The 18,186-nt window shown below is 68.6% G+C and carries 18 protein-coding genes; 13 read left to right on the top strand and 5 right to left on the bottom strand.

The window, feature by feature from the left end:
* Positions 1-58 precede the first annotated feature (58 nt).
* Positions 59-592, top strand: a complete 534-nt coding sequence (locus ACIBNA_RS09740; protein ID WP_399164682.1) for a winged helix-turn-helix transcriptional regulator — start codon at positions 59-61, stop codon at positions 590-592.
* A gap of 358 nt (positions 593-950) precedes the next feature.
* Here ACIBNA_RS09740 and ACIBNA_RS09735 read toward each other — a convergent pair whose 3' ends face one another.
* Positions 951-2,531: an alpha/beta hydrolase gene (locus ACIBNA_RS09735; protein ID WP_399164681.1), complete on the bottom strand. Its 1,581-nt coding sequence runs from the start codon at positions 2,529-2,531 to the stop codon at positions 951-953.
* Between the two features lie 469 nt (positions 2,532-3,000).
* Between ACIBNA_RS09735 and ACIBNA_RS09730 the strand changes: the two genes are divergently transcribed.
* On the top strand, positions 3,001-3,507 hold the full coding sequence (locus ACIBNA_RS09730; protein ID WP_399164680.1) for a hypothetical protein: 507 nt from the start codon (positions 3,001-3,003) through the stop codon (positions 3,505-3,507).
* A gap of 34 nt (positions 3,508-3,541) precedes the next feature.
* Positions 3,542-3,907, top strand: coding sequence for a hypothetical protein (locus ACIBNA_RS09725; protein WP_399164679.1), 366 nt, complete (start codon positions 3,542-3,544; stop codon positions 3,905-3,907).
* A gap of 368 nt (positions 3,908-4,275) precedes the next feature.
* On the opposite strand, the gene ACIBNA_RS09720 is transcribed toward ACIBNA_RS09725, so the two are convergent.
* Complete coding sequence (locus ACIBNA_RS09720; RefSeq protein WP_399164678.1) at positions 4,276-4,737, bottom strand: GbsR/MarR family transcriptional regulator; 462 nt, start codon at positions 4,735-4,737, stop codon at positions 4,276-4,278.
* An 84-nt stretch (positions 4,738-4,821) separates the two neighbouring features.
* Here ACIBNA_RS09720 and ACIBNA_RS09715 point away from each other — a divergent pair, with 84 nt between their 5' ends.
* The 3 genes from ACIBNA_RS09715 (at position 4,822) to ACIBNA_RS09705 (ending at position 6,934) form a co-directional block, all read left to right on the top strand.
* A complete protein-coding gene (locus tag ACIBNA_RS09715; RefSeq protein WP_399164677.1) occupies positions 4,822-5,748 on the top strand; it encodes an ABC transporter ATP-binding protein in 927 nt (308 codons plus the stop codon).
* Positions 5,749-5,814: 66 nt separating this feature from the next.
* On the top strand, positions 5,815-6,603 hold the full coding sequence (locus tag ACIBNA_RS09710; RefSeq protein WP_399164676.1) for an ABC transporter permease subunit: 789 nt from the start codon (positions 5,815-5,817) through the stop codon (positions 6,601-6,603).
* A 103-nt stretch (positions 6,604-6,706) separates the two neighbouring features.
* Positions 6,707-6,934, top strand: coding sequence for a hypothetical protein (locus tag ACIBNA_RS09705; RefSeq protein WP_399164675.1), 228 nt, complete (start codon positions 6,707-6,709; stop codon positions 6,932-6,934).
* A gap of 16 nt (positions 6,935-6,950) precedes the next feature.
* Here ACIBNA_RS09705 and ACIBNA_RS09700 read toward each other — a convergent pair whose 3' ends face one another.
* The 3 genes from ACIBNA_RS09700 to ACIBNA_RS09690 all read right to left on the bottom strand — a co-directional run bounded on the left by ACIBNA_RS09700 (position 6,951) and on the right by ACIBNA_RS09690 (position 9,408).
* Positions 6,951-7,670 (bottom strand): potassium channel family protein, encoded by a 720-nt coding sequence (locus ACIBNA_RS09700; RefSeq protein WP_399164674.1) that lies wholly within the window; start codon positions 7,668-7,670, stop codon positions 6,951-6,953.
* Positions 7,663-9,042: a TrkH family potassium uptake protein gene (locus tag ACIBNA_RS09695; RefSeq protein ID WP_399164673.1), complete on the bottom strand. Its 1,380-nt coding sequence runs from the start codon at positions 9,040-9,042 to the stop codon at positions 7,663-7,665. The genes ACIBNA_RS09700 and ACIBNA_RS09695 overlap by 8 nt, the downstream gene beginning before the upstream one ends.
* A 186-nt stretch (positions 9,043-9,228) precedes the next feature.
* On the bottom strand, positions 9,229-9,408 hold the full coding sequence (locus tag ACIBNA_RS09690; RefSeq protein WP_399164672.1) for a hypothetical protein: 180 nt from the start codon (positions 9,406-9,408) through the stop codon (positions 9,229-9,231).
* Between the two features lie 91 nt (positions 9,409-9,499).
* Between ACIBNA_RS09690 and ACIBNA_RS09685 the strand changes: the two genes are divergently transcribed.
* The 7 genes from ACIBNA_RS09685 (at position 9,500) to ACIBNA_RS09655 (ending at position 17,967) form a co-directional block, all read left to right on the top strand.
* On the top strand, positions 9,500-9,826 hold the full coding sequence (locus ACIBNA_RS09685) for a cation:proton antiporter regulatory subunit (RefSeq protein WP_399164671.1): 327 nt from the start codon (positions 9,500-9,502) through the stop codon (positions 9,824-9,826).
* Positions 9,827-10,045: 219 nt separating this feature from the next.
* Entirely contained in the window at positions 10,046-10,135 is a 90-nt protein-coding gene (gene kdpF, locus ACIBNA_RS09680) for a K(+)-transporting ATPase subunit F (RefSeq protein WP_399164670.1), read from the top strand.
* Between the two features lie 8 nt (positions 10,136-10,143).
* Positions 10,144-11,808: a potassium-transporting ATPase subunit KdpA gene (kdpA, locus tag ACIBNA_RS09675; protein WP_399164669.1), complete on the top strand. Its 1,665-nt coding sequence runs from the start codon at positions 10,144-10,146 to the stop codon at positions 11,806-11,808.
* Positions 11,805-13,946, top strand: a complete 2,142-nt coding sequence (gene kdpB / locus ACIBNA_RS09670) for a potassium-transporting ATPase subunit KdpB (protein ID WP_399164668.1) — start codon at positions 11,805-11,807, stop codon at positions 13,944-13,946. Before kdpA ends, kdpB begins: the two co-directional genes overlap by 4 nt.
* 5 nt (positions 13,947-13,951) lie before the next feature.
* On the top strand, positions 13,952-14,563 hold the full coding sequence (gene kdpC / locus ACIBNA_RS09665; RefSeq protein ID WP_399164667.1) for a potassium-transporting ATPase subunit KdpC: 612 nt from the start codon (positions 13,952-13,954) through the stop codon (positions 14,561-14,563).
* 121 nt (positions 14,564-14,684) lie between these two features.
* Positions 14,685-15,368: a response regulator gene (locus tag ACIBNA_RS09660; protein ID WP_399164666.1), complete on the top strand. Its 684-nt coding sequence runs from the start codon at positions 14,685-14,687 to the stop codon at positions 15,366-15,368.
* Positions 15,369-15,414: 46 nt separating this feature from the next.
* Positions 15,415-17,967: an ATP-binding protein gene (locus ACIBNA_RS09655; protein ID WP_399164665.1), complete on the top strand. Its 2,553-nt coding sequence runs from the start codon at positions 15,415-15,417 to the stop codon at positions 17,965-17,967.
* Positions 17,968-18,186 lie beyond the last annotated feature (219 nt).

The following is an 18,186-nucleotide window of genomic DNA, read 5'->3' as shown; positions in this document are numbered from 1 at the left end:
AAATCCGGGGACCCCGAGGGCGAGTCCATCTCATGATGAAACCGATAATCTGGCAGCCGTGAAACGGACCTCGTTCGACACCTGGCCCTGCTCCATCGCCCGCACCGCGGACATCCTGGGCGATGCCTGGAGCCTGCTGGTGCTGCGCGAGGTCTTCTACGGCGAATCCCGCTTCGACGGCTTCATCGGCTCGCTCGGCATCGCCCGCAACACCCTCACCGATCGGCTGCGGCGCCTGGAAGCCGAGGGCCTGCTGTGCCGGCAGGCCTACCGCAGCGACCCGGTCCGCCACGAGTACCTGCTGACGGACAAGGGCCGCGACTTCTTCGGCGTACTCGCCGCGATCAACGCCTGGGGCGACCGCTGGCTGGCCGGCGACGAGGGCGCCCCGGTGGTCCTGCACCACACGCCCTGCGACCACGACACCGAGGCCCGCGTCGTCTGCTCCTCCTGCGGCGAGCCACTGCGCCACCAGGACATGACCGCCCGCACCGGTCCCGGCTACCCGGCCCGCCTCCTCGACGACCCCGCGGTACGGGAACGCTTCGCCCCCGGGCGGTCGCTGGGGGACCCCCGAGACGACCAGTCCTGAGAGCTTCCTCACACAAGCGCAACCACGGGCGCCGCGAGACAACCATCACATCGCAGACACGAAAACGGGCGACATCTGATCGATGCCGCCCGTTCCGACGGTGGGGCACCGACGGAAATGCGCTGGTCAGCGCCGACGCAGAGACTCCAAAGATCGTTTCCCGCGCCAGACAGGCTCGCGCGTCACGTACATCAGGGTGTCCGCGGACCGGACAGCCCTGGTCGGCTCGGCCGCCGCAGAGGTGTGGAGCACCCCATGACTTCATGAGCCGGCTCTTCGAAGGGACGTCGCCCTCGGTGCGAGTTGTCGCGCCGCTCGGCAGACGACGCACGGGTCCGGTCCAGGGGGCCCCTGGCGATCAGAAGCGGCTGACCATCCCCGGGATGCCCGGAGGTGTCGGGACCGGCAGCCGGTTGGGGGCGTTGCGTTCGTCCGCGGCCGGAGCGGCCTTGCAGGTCATGTCCTTCGCGGGGAGCTTGCCGCTGGTCAGGTAGGTGGTGGCCGTCTTGTCGGCGCACGACTTGGTGCCGTAGATGCCGTGTCCGACGCCTCCGGCGACCGTGACCATCCTCGCGCCCTTCATGGCGCGGCGCAGGCCCTGGCCGCTGGTCAGCGGCGTCTGGGAATCCCACTCGTTCTGGAGGATCAGCGCGTGCACCTTGTTACCGATCCTGGTGGCGGGCTCGCTGCCGTTCTTCTTCCAGAAGGCGCACGGCTTGATGTGGGAGGCGAAGTCGCCGTACAGCGGGTACCTGGCCTTGTCCCGGATCGCGTCCTTGCGGTACTGCTCGGGATCGCGCGGCCAGGCGCGGGTGTCGGCGCAGACGACGGCCCAGAAGCCGGCGTCGCCGTTGTCCTCGGGCACGGTCCGGCCGAAGGACGGCGGAACCCGCTCGGGTGTCCTGATCTCCCGATCGGCGGTCGGGCGAGCTCCGGCGGCGGCCTTCTTCAGCTCGGCGACCGCTTCGGCGGCGTCGCGCGTGCCGAAGAACATGCCCCGGAAGCCGTGGCGGATTTCGTCTCCGGTCAGCAGCGTGCCGTCGAGGTCGATCGGCTTGCGGTCGGCCTGGGCGACCAGGCCGTAGAAGGTCTTGCGGACCGCCTCGGGAGTCCGGCCCAGCTTGTAGGTGGCATGCCGCGCGGCGGTCCACTCGGTCCACCGGGTGAAGGCGGGCTCGGCGCCCTCCGCCCAGACCTGGATCATCCCGCGCCAGACCCGGGCCGGGTCGACGGCGCTGTCCAGCACGAAGCGGTCGGAGCGCTTGGGGAACATCTGCGTGTAGACGGCGCCGAGGTAGGTGCCGTAGGAGTATCCGAGATAGGAGACCTTCTTCTCGCCGAGCACGGCGCGGATGACGTCCATGTCCCGGGCGGTGTTGCGGGTGGTGATGTGGCGCAGCTTGTCGCCCTGCCTTTTGTCGCATTTCTCGGCGACGGTCCGGGCCCACTTCACGTCCTTGGTGAACGTCTCGGCCTTGTACGGCCGTTCCCAGTTCCGCTCCTCGGACGTCAGGCCGCAGCCGACGGGGGAACTCCGGCCGATACCCCGCGGGTCGAAGCCGACGAGGTCGTACTTGTCCTTAACGGCCTTCGGCAGCTCGCCGGCCATGTACTGCGGCATGTCGACGCCCGGCCCGCCCGGGCCACCCGGGTTGAGCAGAAGCACACCGCGCCGTTCCTTCTTGACGCTCGTCTTCATCCTCGATATCGCGAGGTCGAGCTTCTTGGCTCCCGGTTTGCCGTAGTCGAGCGGCACCTTGATCGTGGCGCACTGAAGGGAGGCGGGCAGCGCCGTGTCGCAGCGGTGCCAGGCCGGTTTCTGCTGGAGGTAGGGGCGGAGGGGGTTCTCCGCGGCGGATGCCGTGGCGGGGGTCAGCGCGGGGACCAGCGTGGTGACGGCGCTGACCGCCAGGAAGAGGGGTATTCGACTGTTGCGCACGTGCGTTGGGTCCTTGGGTCGATGCGTACGGGACGCACCCACCCTGCCGCGCGCGGAATGCGGATTGATCACTCCGCGGGGCAGTGTTTCTCCCACCCTGGACGTACGGGGAGTTGGAGCGGATCGTGCTGGAGTCGGACAACCGCGACTGGCTCTATGCCATCTACCTCAAGCGGTCTGCTGAAATAAAGTTGAGTCCTGTACGATCCCAAGTGATCCGCATTTCAAGGAATTTCTTCGCTTCCTTGCGGTGCCAGTTGTGATTCCACCGGCGTCTTCGACAAGAGGCCTGATTCAAGCGGGACGTTCCGGTCGGTAGTCGTGATCCTTTTCACGCGTCTTCTCTCATGCCGGGCCTCCCTCGGGATGTCAGAGTCTCGTCCGTGATCACCTCCATGACCTGGAGGTGAGGACCACGGAACCGTCTCCCTGACCTGGAGACGAATGAACGACTACCGGGGAATTCAACATGCGTAAGACCACCACGCGCCGCGTCTCTCTGGCCGGAATAGCCGCCGTCACCAGTGCCGCCCTGCTCGCCACCGCGGCTCCCAGCGCCACGGCCGCCGACGACAGCCGGGGAACGGCTCGCGCCGTGGCTGCCTCAGCCGCGACGCAGTCTCCTGAACTGACCGCGGAGCAGCGCCAGTTCATCGAGCAGGAGATGGGACCGGAGGCGCTGGCCGAGATCGAGAAGGCCATGAGCCGGTCCGGTGGCTTCGCCTTCCCGATCGCCGCGGCGGCCATCGGTGCCGCGGCATGGTGCGCGAAGGGGGCGCTGGCCAGCATTCCCACCTCGGTGCTCAGCGACATCGCGGCGGGCAAGGCGTCCAGCAAGAAGACCTACGTCAGGAACGCCGTCATCGGCTGCCTCGGGGGCGAGATCGGGGGCGTCGTCTGGAAGTTCCTGCCGGGCTGGGTCAAGAACAAGGCCGTCAACATGGTGATCGCCTTCATCATCAAGTACATCCGCTGAAGTTGCTCGGCACCGCGCGAATCCTGGGGCATCCATGGCCTACATCTTCATCTTCGGTTGTTTCCTCCTGCTGGGCGTAGCCAGTTCGCTGGCCGCACGCACCGGGTACCGGGGCAAGGTCTGTGACCGGTCCGACGGGTACGAGGTCCCTGCGGAGGTGAAGTCCGACCCGGGGCTGAGGAAACGGGCGAACGACCTGGTGGCCTTCTGGTGCACTGGGGCCGCGGTGCTCAGCTTCGCTCCGTTGGTGCCGATCGGCACGGTCATCATGAGCGGCGGTGGCCGAATGGTCGGCACCTGGGGACTTGTGGTCCTCGCCCTCTACGGCCTGGCCGTGGTGATCGTGGGTGCCTACCCGTTCGAGAAGATCAAGAGCCTGGGGCGGTCCGCCGAGCGGTGAACGGAGCAACGGCTGCTGCGTCGTGCGGCCGGCCGGAGCGGACGCCCCGAGCACCGGGCCGGGGGGCGGCCGGCGAACCTGACCCGTGGCGAAGACCCTGATGGTGCCCGTGTGTGCCGTCGGGGTGCTCGTCCGCGCCCGTTCGCCGGCGCGGGCCCCACAGGCGCACATCGGTTCCCGGATGTCCAGGTTTCGCTTCGGACTCCCAGCGCTGCCAAGGGAGCCTTGGCTATAAGGGCTTAGATGTGCTGATCGGACAGGTTGGTGACGCGGTTGACGCGGAGCACGATCTCAGTTCGGCCCTGACCGGGCGTGGTCCGGTGGTGGGGGCCGAGGAAGGCGGCTGCCCTGCGCTGCGCAGGACAGGACTACACCTGGTAGGTCTTGCGCCAGTTCTCGATCAGTGCGGGCATTTCCCGTGCCATGTAGGCGTAGAAGTCCTGCATCTCGTGCAGACGCCGGGCGGTGGGGGAACCATCCCGCGCGGTGCCGATGCCCTCCTGAGCGGCGTCGAGCATCACATCCAGCATGACGTTCTGCTGGGACATGAGGGTTGCCCAGGCGCCCTCGCGGAAGCGGTAGTGGTCGCGGCGGCTGCCGGGGGCGGGGACGCGTTCGACGAGTCCGACGGGGATGAGCTGCTTGATCGCGGTGGAGACGGCTCCTGAGCTGATCGACAGCTCCTCGCACAGGTCGGCGGCGGTCATGGTGTCCCGCTCGGTGAAGAGCAGGGCGGTCATCACCCGGGCCGTGGTCTTCTGCATGCCGTTCTGGGCCAGGGTCAGGGCCAGCTTCTCCGCTGCGTGGCGCAGCTGCTCCTTCGCGTCCATGCCTCTCAGGGTAGCGAATGTTTTCGAGTACTCAGCGATTTCCGTGTGTTTACAAATCTCTGAAAGCTCGATACGTTCCAAGACATGGAGAACGCGATCGAGCTCCGTGAGCTCACCAAGACGTACGGTTCCCGTCGCGGCCTGACCGGCCTGTCCCTTGACGTGCGCGTCGGGGAGGTCTTCGGCTATCTGGGGCCGAACGGCGCGGGGAAATCCACCACCATCCGGCTGCTTCTCGACCTGATCCGCCCCACCTCCGGTCACGCAACGGTCCTCGGTCTGGACCCGCGTGCCGACGGTGTCGAGCTGCGCCGCCGCGTCGGCTACCTCGCCGGTGACTTCGTCGTCGACGGACGGCAGAAAGTGCGTGATTGCCTGCGCTTCCTGGCCGACCTGCGCGGCGGCGTGTCCCAGCAGCGCATCGACGACCTGTCCGACCGGCTCGGCCTCGACCCGAGCGCGCCCATCAAGAAGCTGTCCAAGGGCAACCGGCAGAAGGTCGGTCTTGTGCAGGCCTTCATGCACACCCCGGAGCTGCTGATCCTCGACGAGCCCACCTCGGGGCTCGACCCGCTGGTGCAGCAGACGTTCCTGGAGCTGGTCGCCGAGGCCGCCGCGAACGGCCAGACCGTCTTCATGTCCAGCCACATCATGGACGAGGTCGAGGCCGTCGCCGACCGGGTCGGCATCCTGCGGGACGGGCGTCTGGTGGCCCTGGACACCGTGGCCCAACTGCGTGCCGGAGCGATCCGGGAGATCGAGATCAGCTTCGCCGAGCCGGTCACCGCCGAGGAGTTCGCCCAGCTGCCCGGCGTACACGACCTCGTGCTCGACGCGGACGGGACCACCCTGCGCGGACAGCTCACGGGTGATCCCGACGCCCTCGTCAAGGCCGCCGCCAAGCACCACGTCACCGCGCTGCGGGCCACCGAACCCGCCCTCGACGACCTCTTCCACGCCTACTACGCCGAAGCGGAGGCCGCGCCCCGGCCGACCGCCGCGACCGTCTGACCTGACCGCACCATCACCTGCTCAGCTGCTCAGCTGCTCAGCTGCTCACCGAGGAGCCAACCCGCCATGCACACCACCGTGTTCACCAAGACCCTCCGCGACAACCGCCGCCCGCTCATCGGCTGGACGATCGGCACCACCCTGGCCGCCGCCATGTACGCGAGCTTCTACCCTCAGATGGCCACCGGCGGGGCCGAGTCCGTCCAGAACTTCCCCGAAGCGATGCGCGAGGCTTTCCACCTCGACGATCTGACCTCGGCCGCCGGATATCTGCAGTCCTCCGTCTTCGGCCTCATCCTGCCGCTGCTCGCCCTCTTCTACGGGGCGGCGACCGGGGCCCGCGCCACGGCGGGCGACGAGGAGTCCGGCACCCTCGACCTTCTCCTCGCCCACCCGGTCACCCGGACCCGTCTGATCCTGCAGCGGTTCGGAGCCCTGACCGCCGGGGCCTGCGCAATCGCCGCCGCCGTGTGGGTCGCGCTGCTCGCCATCAGGAATAGTGCCGATCTCACCTCCATCAGCCCGGCCGAGTTCCTGGCTCAGTGCCTCAACCTGGCACTGCTGGCTGTGGCGTTCGGTGCGCTCGCCATGGGCCTCGGTGCCGCCACCGGACGCCGTGCCGTGGTCTTCGCCGCCACTGCGGGCATCGGCGTCCTCACCTACGCCGCGCACACCTTCGCCGACCAGCTGGGCGCCGACTGGGCCGCGTACCTGTCACCGTTCCACTACTACATCGGCGGAGAGCCGCTCAAGCACGGCTTCCAGTGGGCCGACGCGGGCATTCTCGCGGCAGCCGCCGCGGTGCTGGTGGCCGCAGGGACGTACCGCTTCAACCACCGCGACATCAACGGCTGACGAGCCGGCGGATCCGCAGAGCCGCCGCACCCGCGTGCGGGATAGCCTCCGTGATCACCGGCCTCGACCAGGCTGGTGACCACCAGAGGAAGAGGAGACCGCCATGGCACCCAAGCCGGTCCGGGCAGCGATCGGGGAGATACGGATCACCTGCCAGGTCTGCGGCAGTGATGTGTTCCGGGAACGGGACGTGCTGCTGAACAGCGTCGGCCTGGAGTTCATGAAGATGGCCTGGGCGGACGAGACGGCGACCGGGCTCATCTGCTGGCGGTGCGGGTTCGTGCACCTCTTCGTGAACAGGGACCTCAAGCTCTATCGCGCGGACAAGTAGCCCCCGGAACGGGGCTTCAGCTGAGCTCGGCGAACGCCTCCACCGCGCGGGTCTTGCCGGTGACGACGATGACGTCGCCCTTCTGGACGATCGTCTCGGCGGTGGCGTAGGTGAAGCCCTCTCCCGGCCGCTTGATGCCGACCACGGTGATGCCGTACCTGCTGCGGACCTGGCTCTGGCCCAGCGGGATGCCGGTGGCGACGTCCGGGGCGACAGTCTTCACCAGGGCGTAGTCGTCGTCGAACTCGATGAAGTCCAGCATGCGGCCGGTGACCAGGTGGGCGACGCGCTCACCCATCTCGTGCTCGGGCAGGACGACATGGTGGACGCCGAGGCGTTCGAGGATCTGGCCGTGCTGGCGGCTGATGGCCTTGGCCCAGATATTGGGCACCTCGGCCTCCAGCAGGTTGGAACTGACCAGGATGGACGCCTCGATGTCGGTGCCGATGGCGACGACCGCACTGGTGAACTCGTGCACGCCGAGCTGGCGAAGCACCTCCGGGTCAGTGCAGTCGGCGACGGCGGCGTGGGTGAGCCCGTCGCTGTACTTCTGGACAAGCCGGGCGTCGGTGTCGATGCCGAGGACGTCCCAGCCGCGCCGCATCAGCTCGCTGGCCAGCGAGGAGCCGAAGCGGCCGAGTCCGATGACGGCGACGCGCTGGTCACCGCCATGGGCGTCGGTCTCCGTCGGGCGCTTGCGGTGGCGACGGCGCAGGGCATGCAGCTTGTTAACCAATGACGGGTCGCTCCTCTGGCAGGTCGTAACGGCGGGTGCGCTCGCGCAGGGCGAGGGCCGAGACGAGCGTGATGGGGCCGAGGCGGCCGACGAACATCAGGACGACCAGCAGCAGTTGCCCGGCCGTGGGCAGGTCGGCGGTGATACCGGTGGACAGACCGACGGTGGCGAAGGCGGACACGGTCTCGAACAGCACCGCGTCCATGGGCTCGTCGGTAAGCGTGAGCAGGACGAGCGTCGAGCTCATGACGAGGCCCACCCCGAGCAGCGCCACCGTCAGAGCCTGGCGCAGCACGTGCGGTGCCAGACGGCGGCCCAGCACCGTGGAGGTGGGCTCACCGCGCACTTCGGCAAGGATCGCGGCGAGCAGCACCGCGAAGGTGGTGACCTTGATCCCGCCCGCGGTTCCGGCGCTGCCTCCGCCGATGAACATCAGCACGCACGTCATCAGCAGCGTCGAGGAGTGCAGCGCGCCGACGTCGATCGCGTTGAAGCCGGCCGTGCGGCTCATGGCGGAGTGGAAGAAGCCGTCGAGGATCTTGCCCGCCGTGGTGTGCGGGCCGAGCGTGCCGGGGTTGGTCCACTCCAGCAGGCAGGTCAGCAGCGTTCCGGCGACGAGCAGGACGGCGGTGGTGATCAGCGTGAGTTTGGCGTGCAGGCTCCAGGTGCGGTGCCCCGTCGTACGGCGCCGGCGGCGGTGGCGCATCAGTTCCAGCAGCACCGGGAAACCGAGGCCTCCCAGGATCACCGCGGCGGCGACGGGCAGGGTCACCCAGGGATCCTGGGCGTAGCGGGTGAGGCTGTCGGCGTGCAGCCCGAAACCGGCGTTGTTGAACGCTGACACGGCGTGGAAGTAGCCGAGGTACACGGCGCTGCCGATGCCTTCGCCGTAGCCGTACCGGAAGCGCAGCGACAGCACCGCGCCCACCGCGAGTTCGACGATCAGCGTGGTACCGGCCACGCCGAGCAAGACTCGCCGTACGTCACCGATGCCCAGGCTCTTGGTCTCCGCCTGCGCGGTCAGCTGCATCCGCAGCCGCAGCCGGCCCGAGATCAGCACCGCCAGCAGTGAAGCCAGGGTCATGATGCCGAAACCGCCGACCTGGATCAGGGCGAGGATCACGCCCTCACCGAAGCCGCTCCAGTACGTTCCGGTGTCCACCACGGCCAGACCCGTCACGCACACCGCCGAGGTGGCCGTGAACAGCGCGGTCACGAAACCGGGCGAGGAACCCCCCTCCGCGGCGAAGGGCAGGGACAGCAGCACAGCGCCGAGAAGGACCACCACCGCGAACGCCAGGACAACCGCTCGGGCAGGGTGGGCGGTGAGCAGCGACGACCATGACCGCAACCGCGTCGCCAGGCCCGCCATGGCTGTCCTCTCCCCGTCTGCCCGACGGTCGCTGTCCTTACCCGCCTGCGGCAAGTGCCCATCAAGATCCCAGCCGCACACCCTACCCGTGGGTCGCGCCCACTGAGCATGCTCCGTGCGATGCCGACGCACCGCTGCGTGCTCGCCCAGGCAGCCCACGCCGACAGGGCGCGGAGGCGTTCAGGTTCAGCGGCTGCCGTGGTCGTGCGCGTAGGCGGCCAGGACCTTCTGTGCGGCGGCTCGCGTGTGCAGGAAGCGGTCGTCGAGTACGGCGGCGAGGTCGTCGAGGCTGCGGCGAGTACCGAAGCCGCGAGGCGGATACCCGCGTGTTCCGCCCGCCGCTGGGGTACTGGGTGAAGTCCACACAGCCCCGGGCGACGTCGCAGGCGAGTCCGTCCAGCACTGCGGCCACGGCAACAGAGTCCAGTTGCTGCGGTGTCAGACCGGCGCGGCGCAGATGGCAGCTCCGCAGCGCCAGCGCCCGGCGCCGGGCCAGAGCGGGATGGATGCCGAGAACCCAGGAGACGGTTGCGGTCAGCAGCGCGGAGCCCACCGGGGCGGCCCCGAGTGCTCGGCCGGCTCCGGCGTGGCGTTCTGCGTGCTCATCAGTCATCCCGCTGGGCGGAGCCAGGTCCGCCCCAAGCACGGCGTCACCGTCGTCGGCATGAAACGCCCCGGTGTGGACTTCACGTACGCCACGCCCGACAAGGCCGTGCAGGAGGGCGACGTCATCGTGGCCACCGGCAAGACCCACGCGCTGGAGACCTTCGCCGAGCTCAGCTGAGGCGTATGGAGTGCGTCAAAGGTGGCCGGGACGCAGTCAGGGAAGCGTTAAGAGCTGCTGACGCCGACCGGCCGGGCGGGTTTCCTGAAGCGGTCCGCATCCCCACGGGGATTTTCCGCACCTCATCCAGGAGCTCACGATGGCCGACGTGGCCTTCGTCGTCACCACGATCGCGGTGTTCGCGCTCGTGGCTCTCTTCGCCAAAGGGGTGACGAAGCTGTGACCGCCGAGGACATCATCGGCCTGGTCGTCGCCGTCGCCCTGCTGGGTTACCTCGTCCTCGCCCTGATCTTCCCGGAGAGGTTCTGAGCACGCCCATGAGCCCCGTTCTTGCTGACGTGCTTCTGGTGACCGCGCTCATCGGCGCGCTCGCCCTGGCGCACCGGCCGCTCGGCGACTACATGGCCGCCGTCTACTCCGCCAAGAAGCACCTGCGCGTCGAGAAGTGGATCTACCGCGCGGTGGGTGCGAACCCGGACACGGAGATGCGCTGGCCCGCCTATCTGCGCGGTGTACTGGCCTTCTCCGCGGTCGGCGTGATCTTCCTGTACGTGCTCCAGCGCGTCCAGGACAAGCTGCCCCTGTCGCTCGGCTTCAAGCCGATCAGCCCGGACCAGGCGTTCAACACGGCCGTGTCGTTCGTGTCGAACACCAACTGGCAGTCGTACTCGGGTGAGTCGGCGATGAGCCACGTCACCCAGACCGCCGGGCTCGCCGTGCAGAACTTCGTTTCCGCGGCCGTCGGCATCGCCGTCGCGGTGGCGCTCGTACGCGGCTTCACCCGGTCCCGCACCGGTGACCTGGGCAACTTCTGGGCGGACCTGGTGCGCGGCACCGTCCGCATCCTGCTTCCCATCTCCGTGGTCGCGGCGGTGCTGCTCATCGCCGCCGGCGCCATCCAGAACTTCGGCGGCATCCACAGCCTCACCACCCTGACCGGCGACCAGCAGGCCATCAGCCCGGGAGCCGTGGCCTCGCAGGAGGCCATCAAGGACGTGGGCACGAACGGCGGCGGCTTTTTCAACGCCAACAGCTCGCATCCGTTCGAGAACCCAGGTGGCTTCACCAACCTGCTGGAGATCTTCCTGCTGCTGGTGATCCCGTTCTCGCTGCCGCGCACCTTCGGGAAGATGGTCGGCAACGTCAGGCAGGGCTACGCCATCGTCGCGGCCATGGGCATCATCTGGTTCCTCGGCGTCGTCGCCGTGACCTGGATCGAGTACGCCCACCCCGGCACCGCCTCCCAGATCGCCGGCGGGTCGATGGAAGGGAAGGAGCAGCGGTTCGGCGAAGGTCCGTCCTCGCTGTTCGCGGTCTCCACGACGATGACCTCGACCGGCTCGGTCAACTCCTTCCACGACTCCTACCAGGGTCTGTCGGGCGGCGTGCTGCTGCTGGGCATGATGCTCGGCGAGATCGCGCCCGGCGGTGTCGGCTCCGGCCTCTACGGCATGCTGATCATGGCGATCATCGCGGTCTTCATCGCCGGGCTCATGGTCGGCCGTACGCCGGAGTACCTGGGCAAGAAGATCGGCACCCGCGAGATCAAGCTGGCCGCCTGCTACATCCTCATCACCCCGGCCCTGGTGCTCATCGGCACCGCGGCCGCGATGGCCCTGCCGGACGGCAAGGACGCCATGACCAACATCGGCGCGCACGGCTTCTCCGAAGTGCTGTACGCCTACACGTCGGCCTCGAACAACAACGGCTCCGCGTTCGCCGGTTTCGGTGCCGACACCCCGTTCTTCAACACGACGTTGGGTCTGTGCATGGCGCTGGGCCGGTTCCTGCCGATGGTGTTCGTGCTGGCGCTGGCCGGCTCCCTCGCCGAGCAGAAGCCCGTCCCGGAGACGGCGGGCACCCTGCGCACCGAAAAGCCGCTGTTCACCGGCCTGCTGGTCGGAGCAATCATGATCATCACCGGTCTGACGTTCTTCCCGGCCCTCGCGCTGGGCCCGCTCGCCGAGGGGCTGGCGGCATGACCACCCACACGAAGAAGCAAGAGGACCCGATGTCCCCGGTTACCCCGCCCCGGGCACCGCACCAGGACGTACCGATCGGACACGAGCCGGCAGAGGGCCGCGTCGGCGTGGGACTGTTCGATCCCAAGCAGCTGGTCAAGTCGCTGCCGGATGCCTTCCGCAAGCTCGACCCCCGGGTGATGGTCAAGTCTCCCGTCATGTTCGTCGTGCTCATCGGCTCGGTTGTCACCACGATGCTGGCCATCAAGGACCCGGGCGACTGGTTCGGCTGGGTCATCGCCGCCTGGCTGTGGCTGACGGTCGTCTTCGCGAACCTGGCGGAGGCGGTCGCCGAGGGCCGTGGCAAGGCACAGGCCGACACCCTGCGCAAGGCCAAGACCGACACCGTGGCGCGCCGCCTCATCAAGGACGGCGCGGAAGAACGCGTGCCGGGTACCGAGCTCAAGGTCGGCGACCTGGTCGTCTGCGAGGCGGGCGACATCATCCCCGGCGACGGTGACGTCGTCGAAGGCGTCGCCTCCGTCGACGAGTCGGCCATCACCGGAGAGTCGGCCCCGGTCATCCGTGAGTCCGGCGGCGACCGTTCGGCGGTCACCGGTGGTACGAAGGTCCTTTCCGACCGCATCGTCATCAAGATCACGACGAGGCCAGGCGAAACCTTCATCGACCGGATGATCAACCTGGTGGAGGGCGCGGCCCGGCAGAAGACGCCGAACGAGATCGCGCTGAACATCCTGCTGGCCTCACTGACGATCGTCTTCCTGCTGGCGGTTGTGACGCTGAAGCCGTTCGCGATCTACGCGGGGGCCGACAAGCAGACCTCGCTGATCGTGCTCACTGCCCTGCTGGTCTGCCTCATCCCCACGACGATCGGCGCGCTGCTGTCGGCGATCGGCATCGCGGGCATGGACCGGCTGGTGCAGCGCAACGTGCTGGCCATGTCCGGCCGGGCGGTCGAGGCCGCCGGTGACGTCTCCACACTGCTGCTGGACAAGACGGGCACGATCACGCTGGGCAACCGGCAGGCGGCCGAGTTCGTGCCGGTGCGCGGTACCACGGAGGCCGAGGTGGCGGATGCCGCGCAGCTTTCGTCGCTCGCCGATGAGACGCCGGAGGGCCGCTCCGTCGTCGTCCTGGCGAAGGCGAAGTACGGGCTGCGCGAGCGGCATCAGGGCGAGCTGGCGCACGCCACGTGGATCGAGTTCACCGCCCAGACCCGCATGTCGGGCGTGGACGTCGACGGAAGGAAGATTCGCAAGGGCGCCGCCGGTTCGGTCGTCGCGTGGGTGCGGGAGCAGGGAGGCGAAGTCGCCGAGGACGCGGGCGAGATCGCGAACAGGATCTCCGAGGCAGGCGGCACCCCGTTGTTGGTCGCCGTCCAGAATGACCAGGGCGCCCGTGTCCTCGGCGTGATCCACCTGAAGGACGTCGTCAAGGACGGCATGCGGGAGCGGTTCGAGGAGCTGCGCCGCATGGGCATCAAGACGGTCATGATCACGGGCGACAATCCGCTGACAGCCAAGGCGATCGCGGAGGAGGCCGGTGTCGACGACTTCCTCGCCGAGGCCACCCCCGAGGACAAGATGGCCCTCATCAAGCGGGAACAGGCGGGCGGCAAGCTGGTCGCCATGACCGGCGACGGCACCAACGACGCCCCGGCGCTCGCCCAGGCGGACGTCGGCGTGGCGATGAACACCGGTACGTCGGCCGCGAAGGAGGCCGGCAACATGGTCGACCTCGACTCGAACCCGACCAAGCTCATCGAGATCGTCGAGATCGGCAAGCAACTCCTCATCACGCGTGGCGCGCTCACGACGTTCTCCATAGCCAACGACGTCGCGAAGTACTTCGCGATCATCCCGGCGATGTTCGCTGTCGCCTACCCCTCGCTGGACAGGCTCAACGTCATGGGCCTGGCCTCCCCCGAGTCGGCGATCCTCTCCGCGGTGATCTTCAACGCGCTGATCATCATCGCGCTCGTCCCGCTGGCCCTGCGCGGCGTGCGCTACCGGCCGATGAGCGCTGACCGGATGCTGCGTCGCAACCTCGGGATCTACGGCCTGGGCGGGCTGATCGTCCCGTTCATCGGCATCAAGCTCATCGACCTGCTCATCTCGCTCATCCCCGGGATCGGGTGAAGGACATGAACAACTCCGTGGCGAACACCGGACGCCTGGCATGGGCGGCCCTGCGCATGCTCCTCGTCCTCACCGTCGTGACCGGCATCATCTATCCCCTGGTGGTCACCGGCATCGGCCAACTTGCCTTCCACGACAAGGCGAACGGCTCGATCGTCAAGGTCGACGGCAAGGAGGTCGGCTCGAAACTGATCGGACAGAGCTGGAACATCAAGGGCACCGACAAGCCGGACCCGAAATGGTTCCAGGGCCGCCCCTCCCACAGCGACTACGACCCGCTGGCCACCGGCTCCAGCCAGCTCGGCGCCAGTGACCCGCGGCTGGTCAAGGCGGTGACAGCGGCGAAGAAGCAGGTCGCCGAGTTCAACGGCGTCCCCGAGTCGGAGGTGCCCGTCGACGCGGTCACCGGCTCCGCCTCCGCCATCGACCCGGACATCTCTCCCGAGTACGCGCAGATCCAGGTCAAGCGGGTCGCCGAGGCGAACGGGCTGCCGGTCTCCGAGGTCGAGAAGCTGGTCAAGGACCACATCCGGGGCCGGACCCTCGGCTTCCTCGACCAGCCTCGCGTCAACGTCCTCGAACTCAACATCGCGCTGAAGGAACTGGCCAGGAACTGATGGCCCTGCGCCGAAGGACACGGTCGGGAGGCGGCGGACCGGAAGCCCCGGATCCGCCGGATCCCGACCGCCGTCCGGAACTCGCCGCCCCGTCCACCGAAGACAGGAAGGCCGCACACCGATGACCCGGGTGCTGGTGGTGGAGGACGATCCACAACTCGTACGAGCCCTCTTGATCAACATGCAGGCCCGCCACTACGGAGTCGATGCGGCACCGGACGGCACCACAGCCCTCCGGCTGGCCGCCGCGAGACAGCCCGACGTGATCCTGCTCGACCTGGGACTGCCCGACATGGACGGCGTCGACGTGATCAAGGCGCTGCGCGGCTGGACCCGCACGCCCATCTTGGTCCTGTCCGCGCGCCGCGCCTCCGAGGAGAAGGTCGCCGCCCTTGACGCGGGCGCCGACGACTACATCACCAAGCCGTTCAGCATGGACGAGCTCCTGGCGCGCCTGCGTGCCGCCGTGCGCCGCGCCGAGGACGGCGCGCTCGCTCCCGGGACGACGCTGGTGGAGACAGACGACTTCACCATCGACCTGCTCGCCAAGAAGGCCACCCGGCACGGCCGCGACCTCAGGCTCACCCCGACCGAATGGCACCTGCTGGAGCTCCTGGTGACCAACCCGGGCCGTCTGATCACGCAGCAGCAGCTCCTGCAGGAGGTCTGGGGACCGATCTCGGGAAACAGGACGAACTATCTTCGGGTGTACATGGCCCAGCTCAGGCGCAAACTCGAAACGGACCCTTCCCATCCGCGCTACCTGATCACCGAGCCCGGCATGGGTTACCGCTTCGAGGCCTGACCGCCTCCCCGAATTCCACCACGCAAGGAAACCGAGAGACCAGACCATGGCACGCGGCAAGCTTCGGATCTACCTCGGCGCGGCACCCGGCGTCGGCAAGACCTACGCCATGCTGTCCGAAGCCCACCGCCGTATCGAGCGGGGCACCGACTGCGTGGTCGCCTTCGTCGAGCACCACGACCGGCCACGCACCGAGGTGATGCTGCACGGCCTGGAGCAGGTACAGAGGAAGCAGCTGGCGTACCGGGGCACGACGTTCACGGAGATGGACGTCGACGCCGTCCTCGACCGCCGCCCGCAGGTGGCGCTGGTGGACGAACTCGCCCACACCAACATCCCCGGCTCCCGCAACGCCAAGCGGTGGCAGGACGTCGAGGAACTGCTCGAAGCAGGCATCAACGTCGTCTCGACGGTGAACATCCAGCATCTGGAGTCGCTGGGCGACGTCGTCGAGTCGATCACGGGGGTACGGCAGAAGGAGACGGTTCCCGACGAGGTGGTACGCCGCGCCGACCAGATCGAACTGGTCGACATGTCACCCGAGGCGCTGCGCCGCCGGATGGCGCACGGCAACATCTACAAGCCGGACAAGATCGACGCGGCCCTCTCCAACTACTTCCGGCCCGGCAACCTCACCGCCCTGCGAGAGCTGGCGCTGCTGTGGGTGGCCGACCGGGTGGACGAATACCTGCAGCAGTACAGGGGCGAGCACGGCGTCTCCAAGATATGGGGCTCGCGCGAGCGGATCGTGGTCGGACTCACGGGCGGTCCCGAGGGGCGTACGCTGATCCGCCGCGCCGCACGCCTCGCCGAGAAGGGCGCCGGTGGCGAGGTGCTGGCCGTCTACATCGCGCGCAGCGACGGGCTGACGTCGGCCTCGCCCAAGGAGCTGGCCGTCCAGCGCACCCTGGTGGAGGACCTGGGCGGCACCTTCCACCACGTCGTCGGCGACGACATCCCGACCGCTCTGCTGGACTTCGCGCGCGGGGTGAACGCGACCCAGATAGTGCTCGGTGCCAGCCGCCGCCGGTCCTGGCAGTACATGTTCGGCCCCGGCGTGAGCGCCATCGTGGCCCGCGAGTCCGGCCCGGACCTGGACGTCCACATCGTCACCCACGACGAGGTGGCCAAGGGACGCGGACTGCCGATCGCGCGCGGCGCCCGACTGGGCCGTGCCCGCATCATCTGGGGATGGCTGGTCGGCGTACTCGGCCCGCTCCTGCTCGCCTTCGTCCTCACGCACATCGACACCGGGCCGGACCTGACCAGCGACGTGCTGCTGTTCCTGGCCCTGACGGTCGGGGCCGCCCTGCTCGGCGGGCTCCTGCCCGCCCTGGCATCGGCGACTGCCGGCTCGCTGCTGCTCAACTGGTACTTCACGCCGCCGGTGCACACCTGGACGATCGCCGACCCGGAGAACATCGTCGCCATCGCCGTGTTCTTCGCGGTCGGCGTCTCCGTCGCCTCGGTCGTCGACCTGGCAGCCCGTCGTACGCACCAGGCTGCCCGGCTCCGGGCCGAGGCCGAGATCCTCTCCTTCCTCGCCGGCAGCGTCCTGCGCGGCGAGACCAGCCTGGAGGCACTGCTGGAACGAGTCCGCGAGACCTTCAGCATGGACACGGTCGCCCTGATGGAACGGGAGTCGGATGTCGCCCCGTGGACGGTCACGGCCGGCGTCGGAGGCACCCGCTCCGTGACGCGTCCTGAGGACGCCGACGTCGACATGCCCGTCGGCGACCACCTGACGCTCGCCCTGTCCGGCCGCGTCCTGCCGGCCGAGGACCGCCGGGTGCTCGCGGCCTTCGCCGCCCAGGCCGCCGTCGTCCTGGACCGACAACGCCTGCAGCACCAGGCCGACCAGGCCAAGGAACTGGCCGAGGGCAACCGCATCCGCACCGCCCTGCTGGCCGCCGTCAGCCACGACCTGCGCACCCCACTGGCGGCGATCAAGGCCGCGGTCACATCGCTCCGGTCGGACGACGTCGACTGGTCCGAGGAGGACCAGGCCGCACTCCTCGCCGGGATCGAAGAGGGCGCAGACCGCCTCGACCACCTCGTGGGAAATCTCCTCGACATGTCCCGGGTGCAGACCGGCACCGTCGCTCCTTTGATCCGGGAGATCGACCTGGACGAGGTGGTGCCGATGGCGCTGGGCGGCATACCGGACCCCGAGGAGACCGTGGAGCTGGACATCCCCGAGACACTGCCGATGGTCGCCGTGGACCCGGGACTGCTGGAACGGTCGGTCGCCAACATCGTGGAGAACGCGGTCAAGTACAGCCCGCCTGGTGAGCCGGTGCTGGTCTCGGCGAGCGCCATCACCGACCGGGTCGAGATCCGTGTGGTGGACCGCGGTTCAGGCGTCCCAGACGAGGCCAAGACCCGCATTTTCGAGCCGTTCCAGCGGTACGGCGACGCCCCGCGCGGCGCCGGCGTCGGCCTCGGCCTGGCGGTGGCGCGCGGCTTCGCGGAGACGATGGGCGGCACCCTCAACGCCGAGGACACACCGGGCGGCGGCCTCACCATGGTGCTCAGCCTCCCATCGGCTGCGGGTCGCCCACCCGTCAGCGCCGATGTCTCGGCCACGACCATGACGTAACGGTTCGGGGGGGGAGGCCCCGCAGCACCGATCGACCCTGATGGAGCCGACAGTGCTCCAGCGCCGTACGGATTGCGGGAAGGCTGATGCTCGTGCGTCCCTGTGCGGGCAGGGGGATACACCGGTGCTCACTCGAGCGATACCTCCCCATCGGGCAGCCACCCGTCCCAGTAGCCCTCCATGAGCAGAGGCAGCGTTTCCGAGAACTTCCAGCTCCCC

Origin of the sequence: Streptomyces sp. NPDC050164, from assembly GCF_044459945.1 — a bacterium.
Classification (GTDB): Bacteria; Actinomycetota; Actinomycetes; order Streptomycetales; family Streptomycetaceae; genus Streptomyces; species Streptomyces coeruleorubidus_A.
The sequence above is the reverse complement of the archived record's forward strand: the minus strand, read 5'-3'. Positions and strand labels throughout refer to the sequence as shown.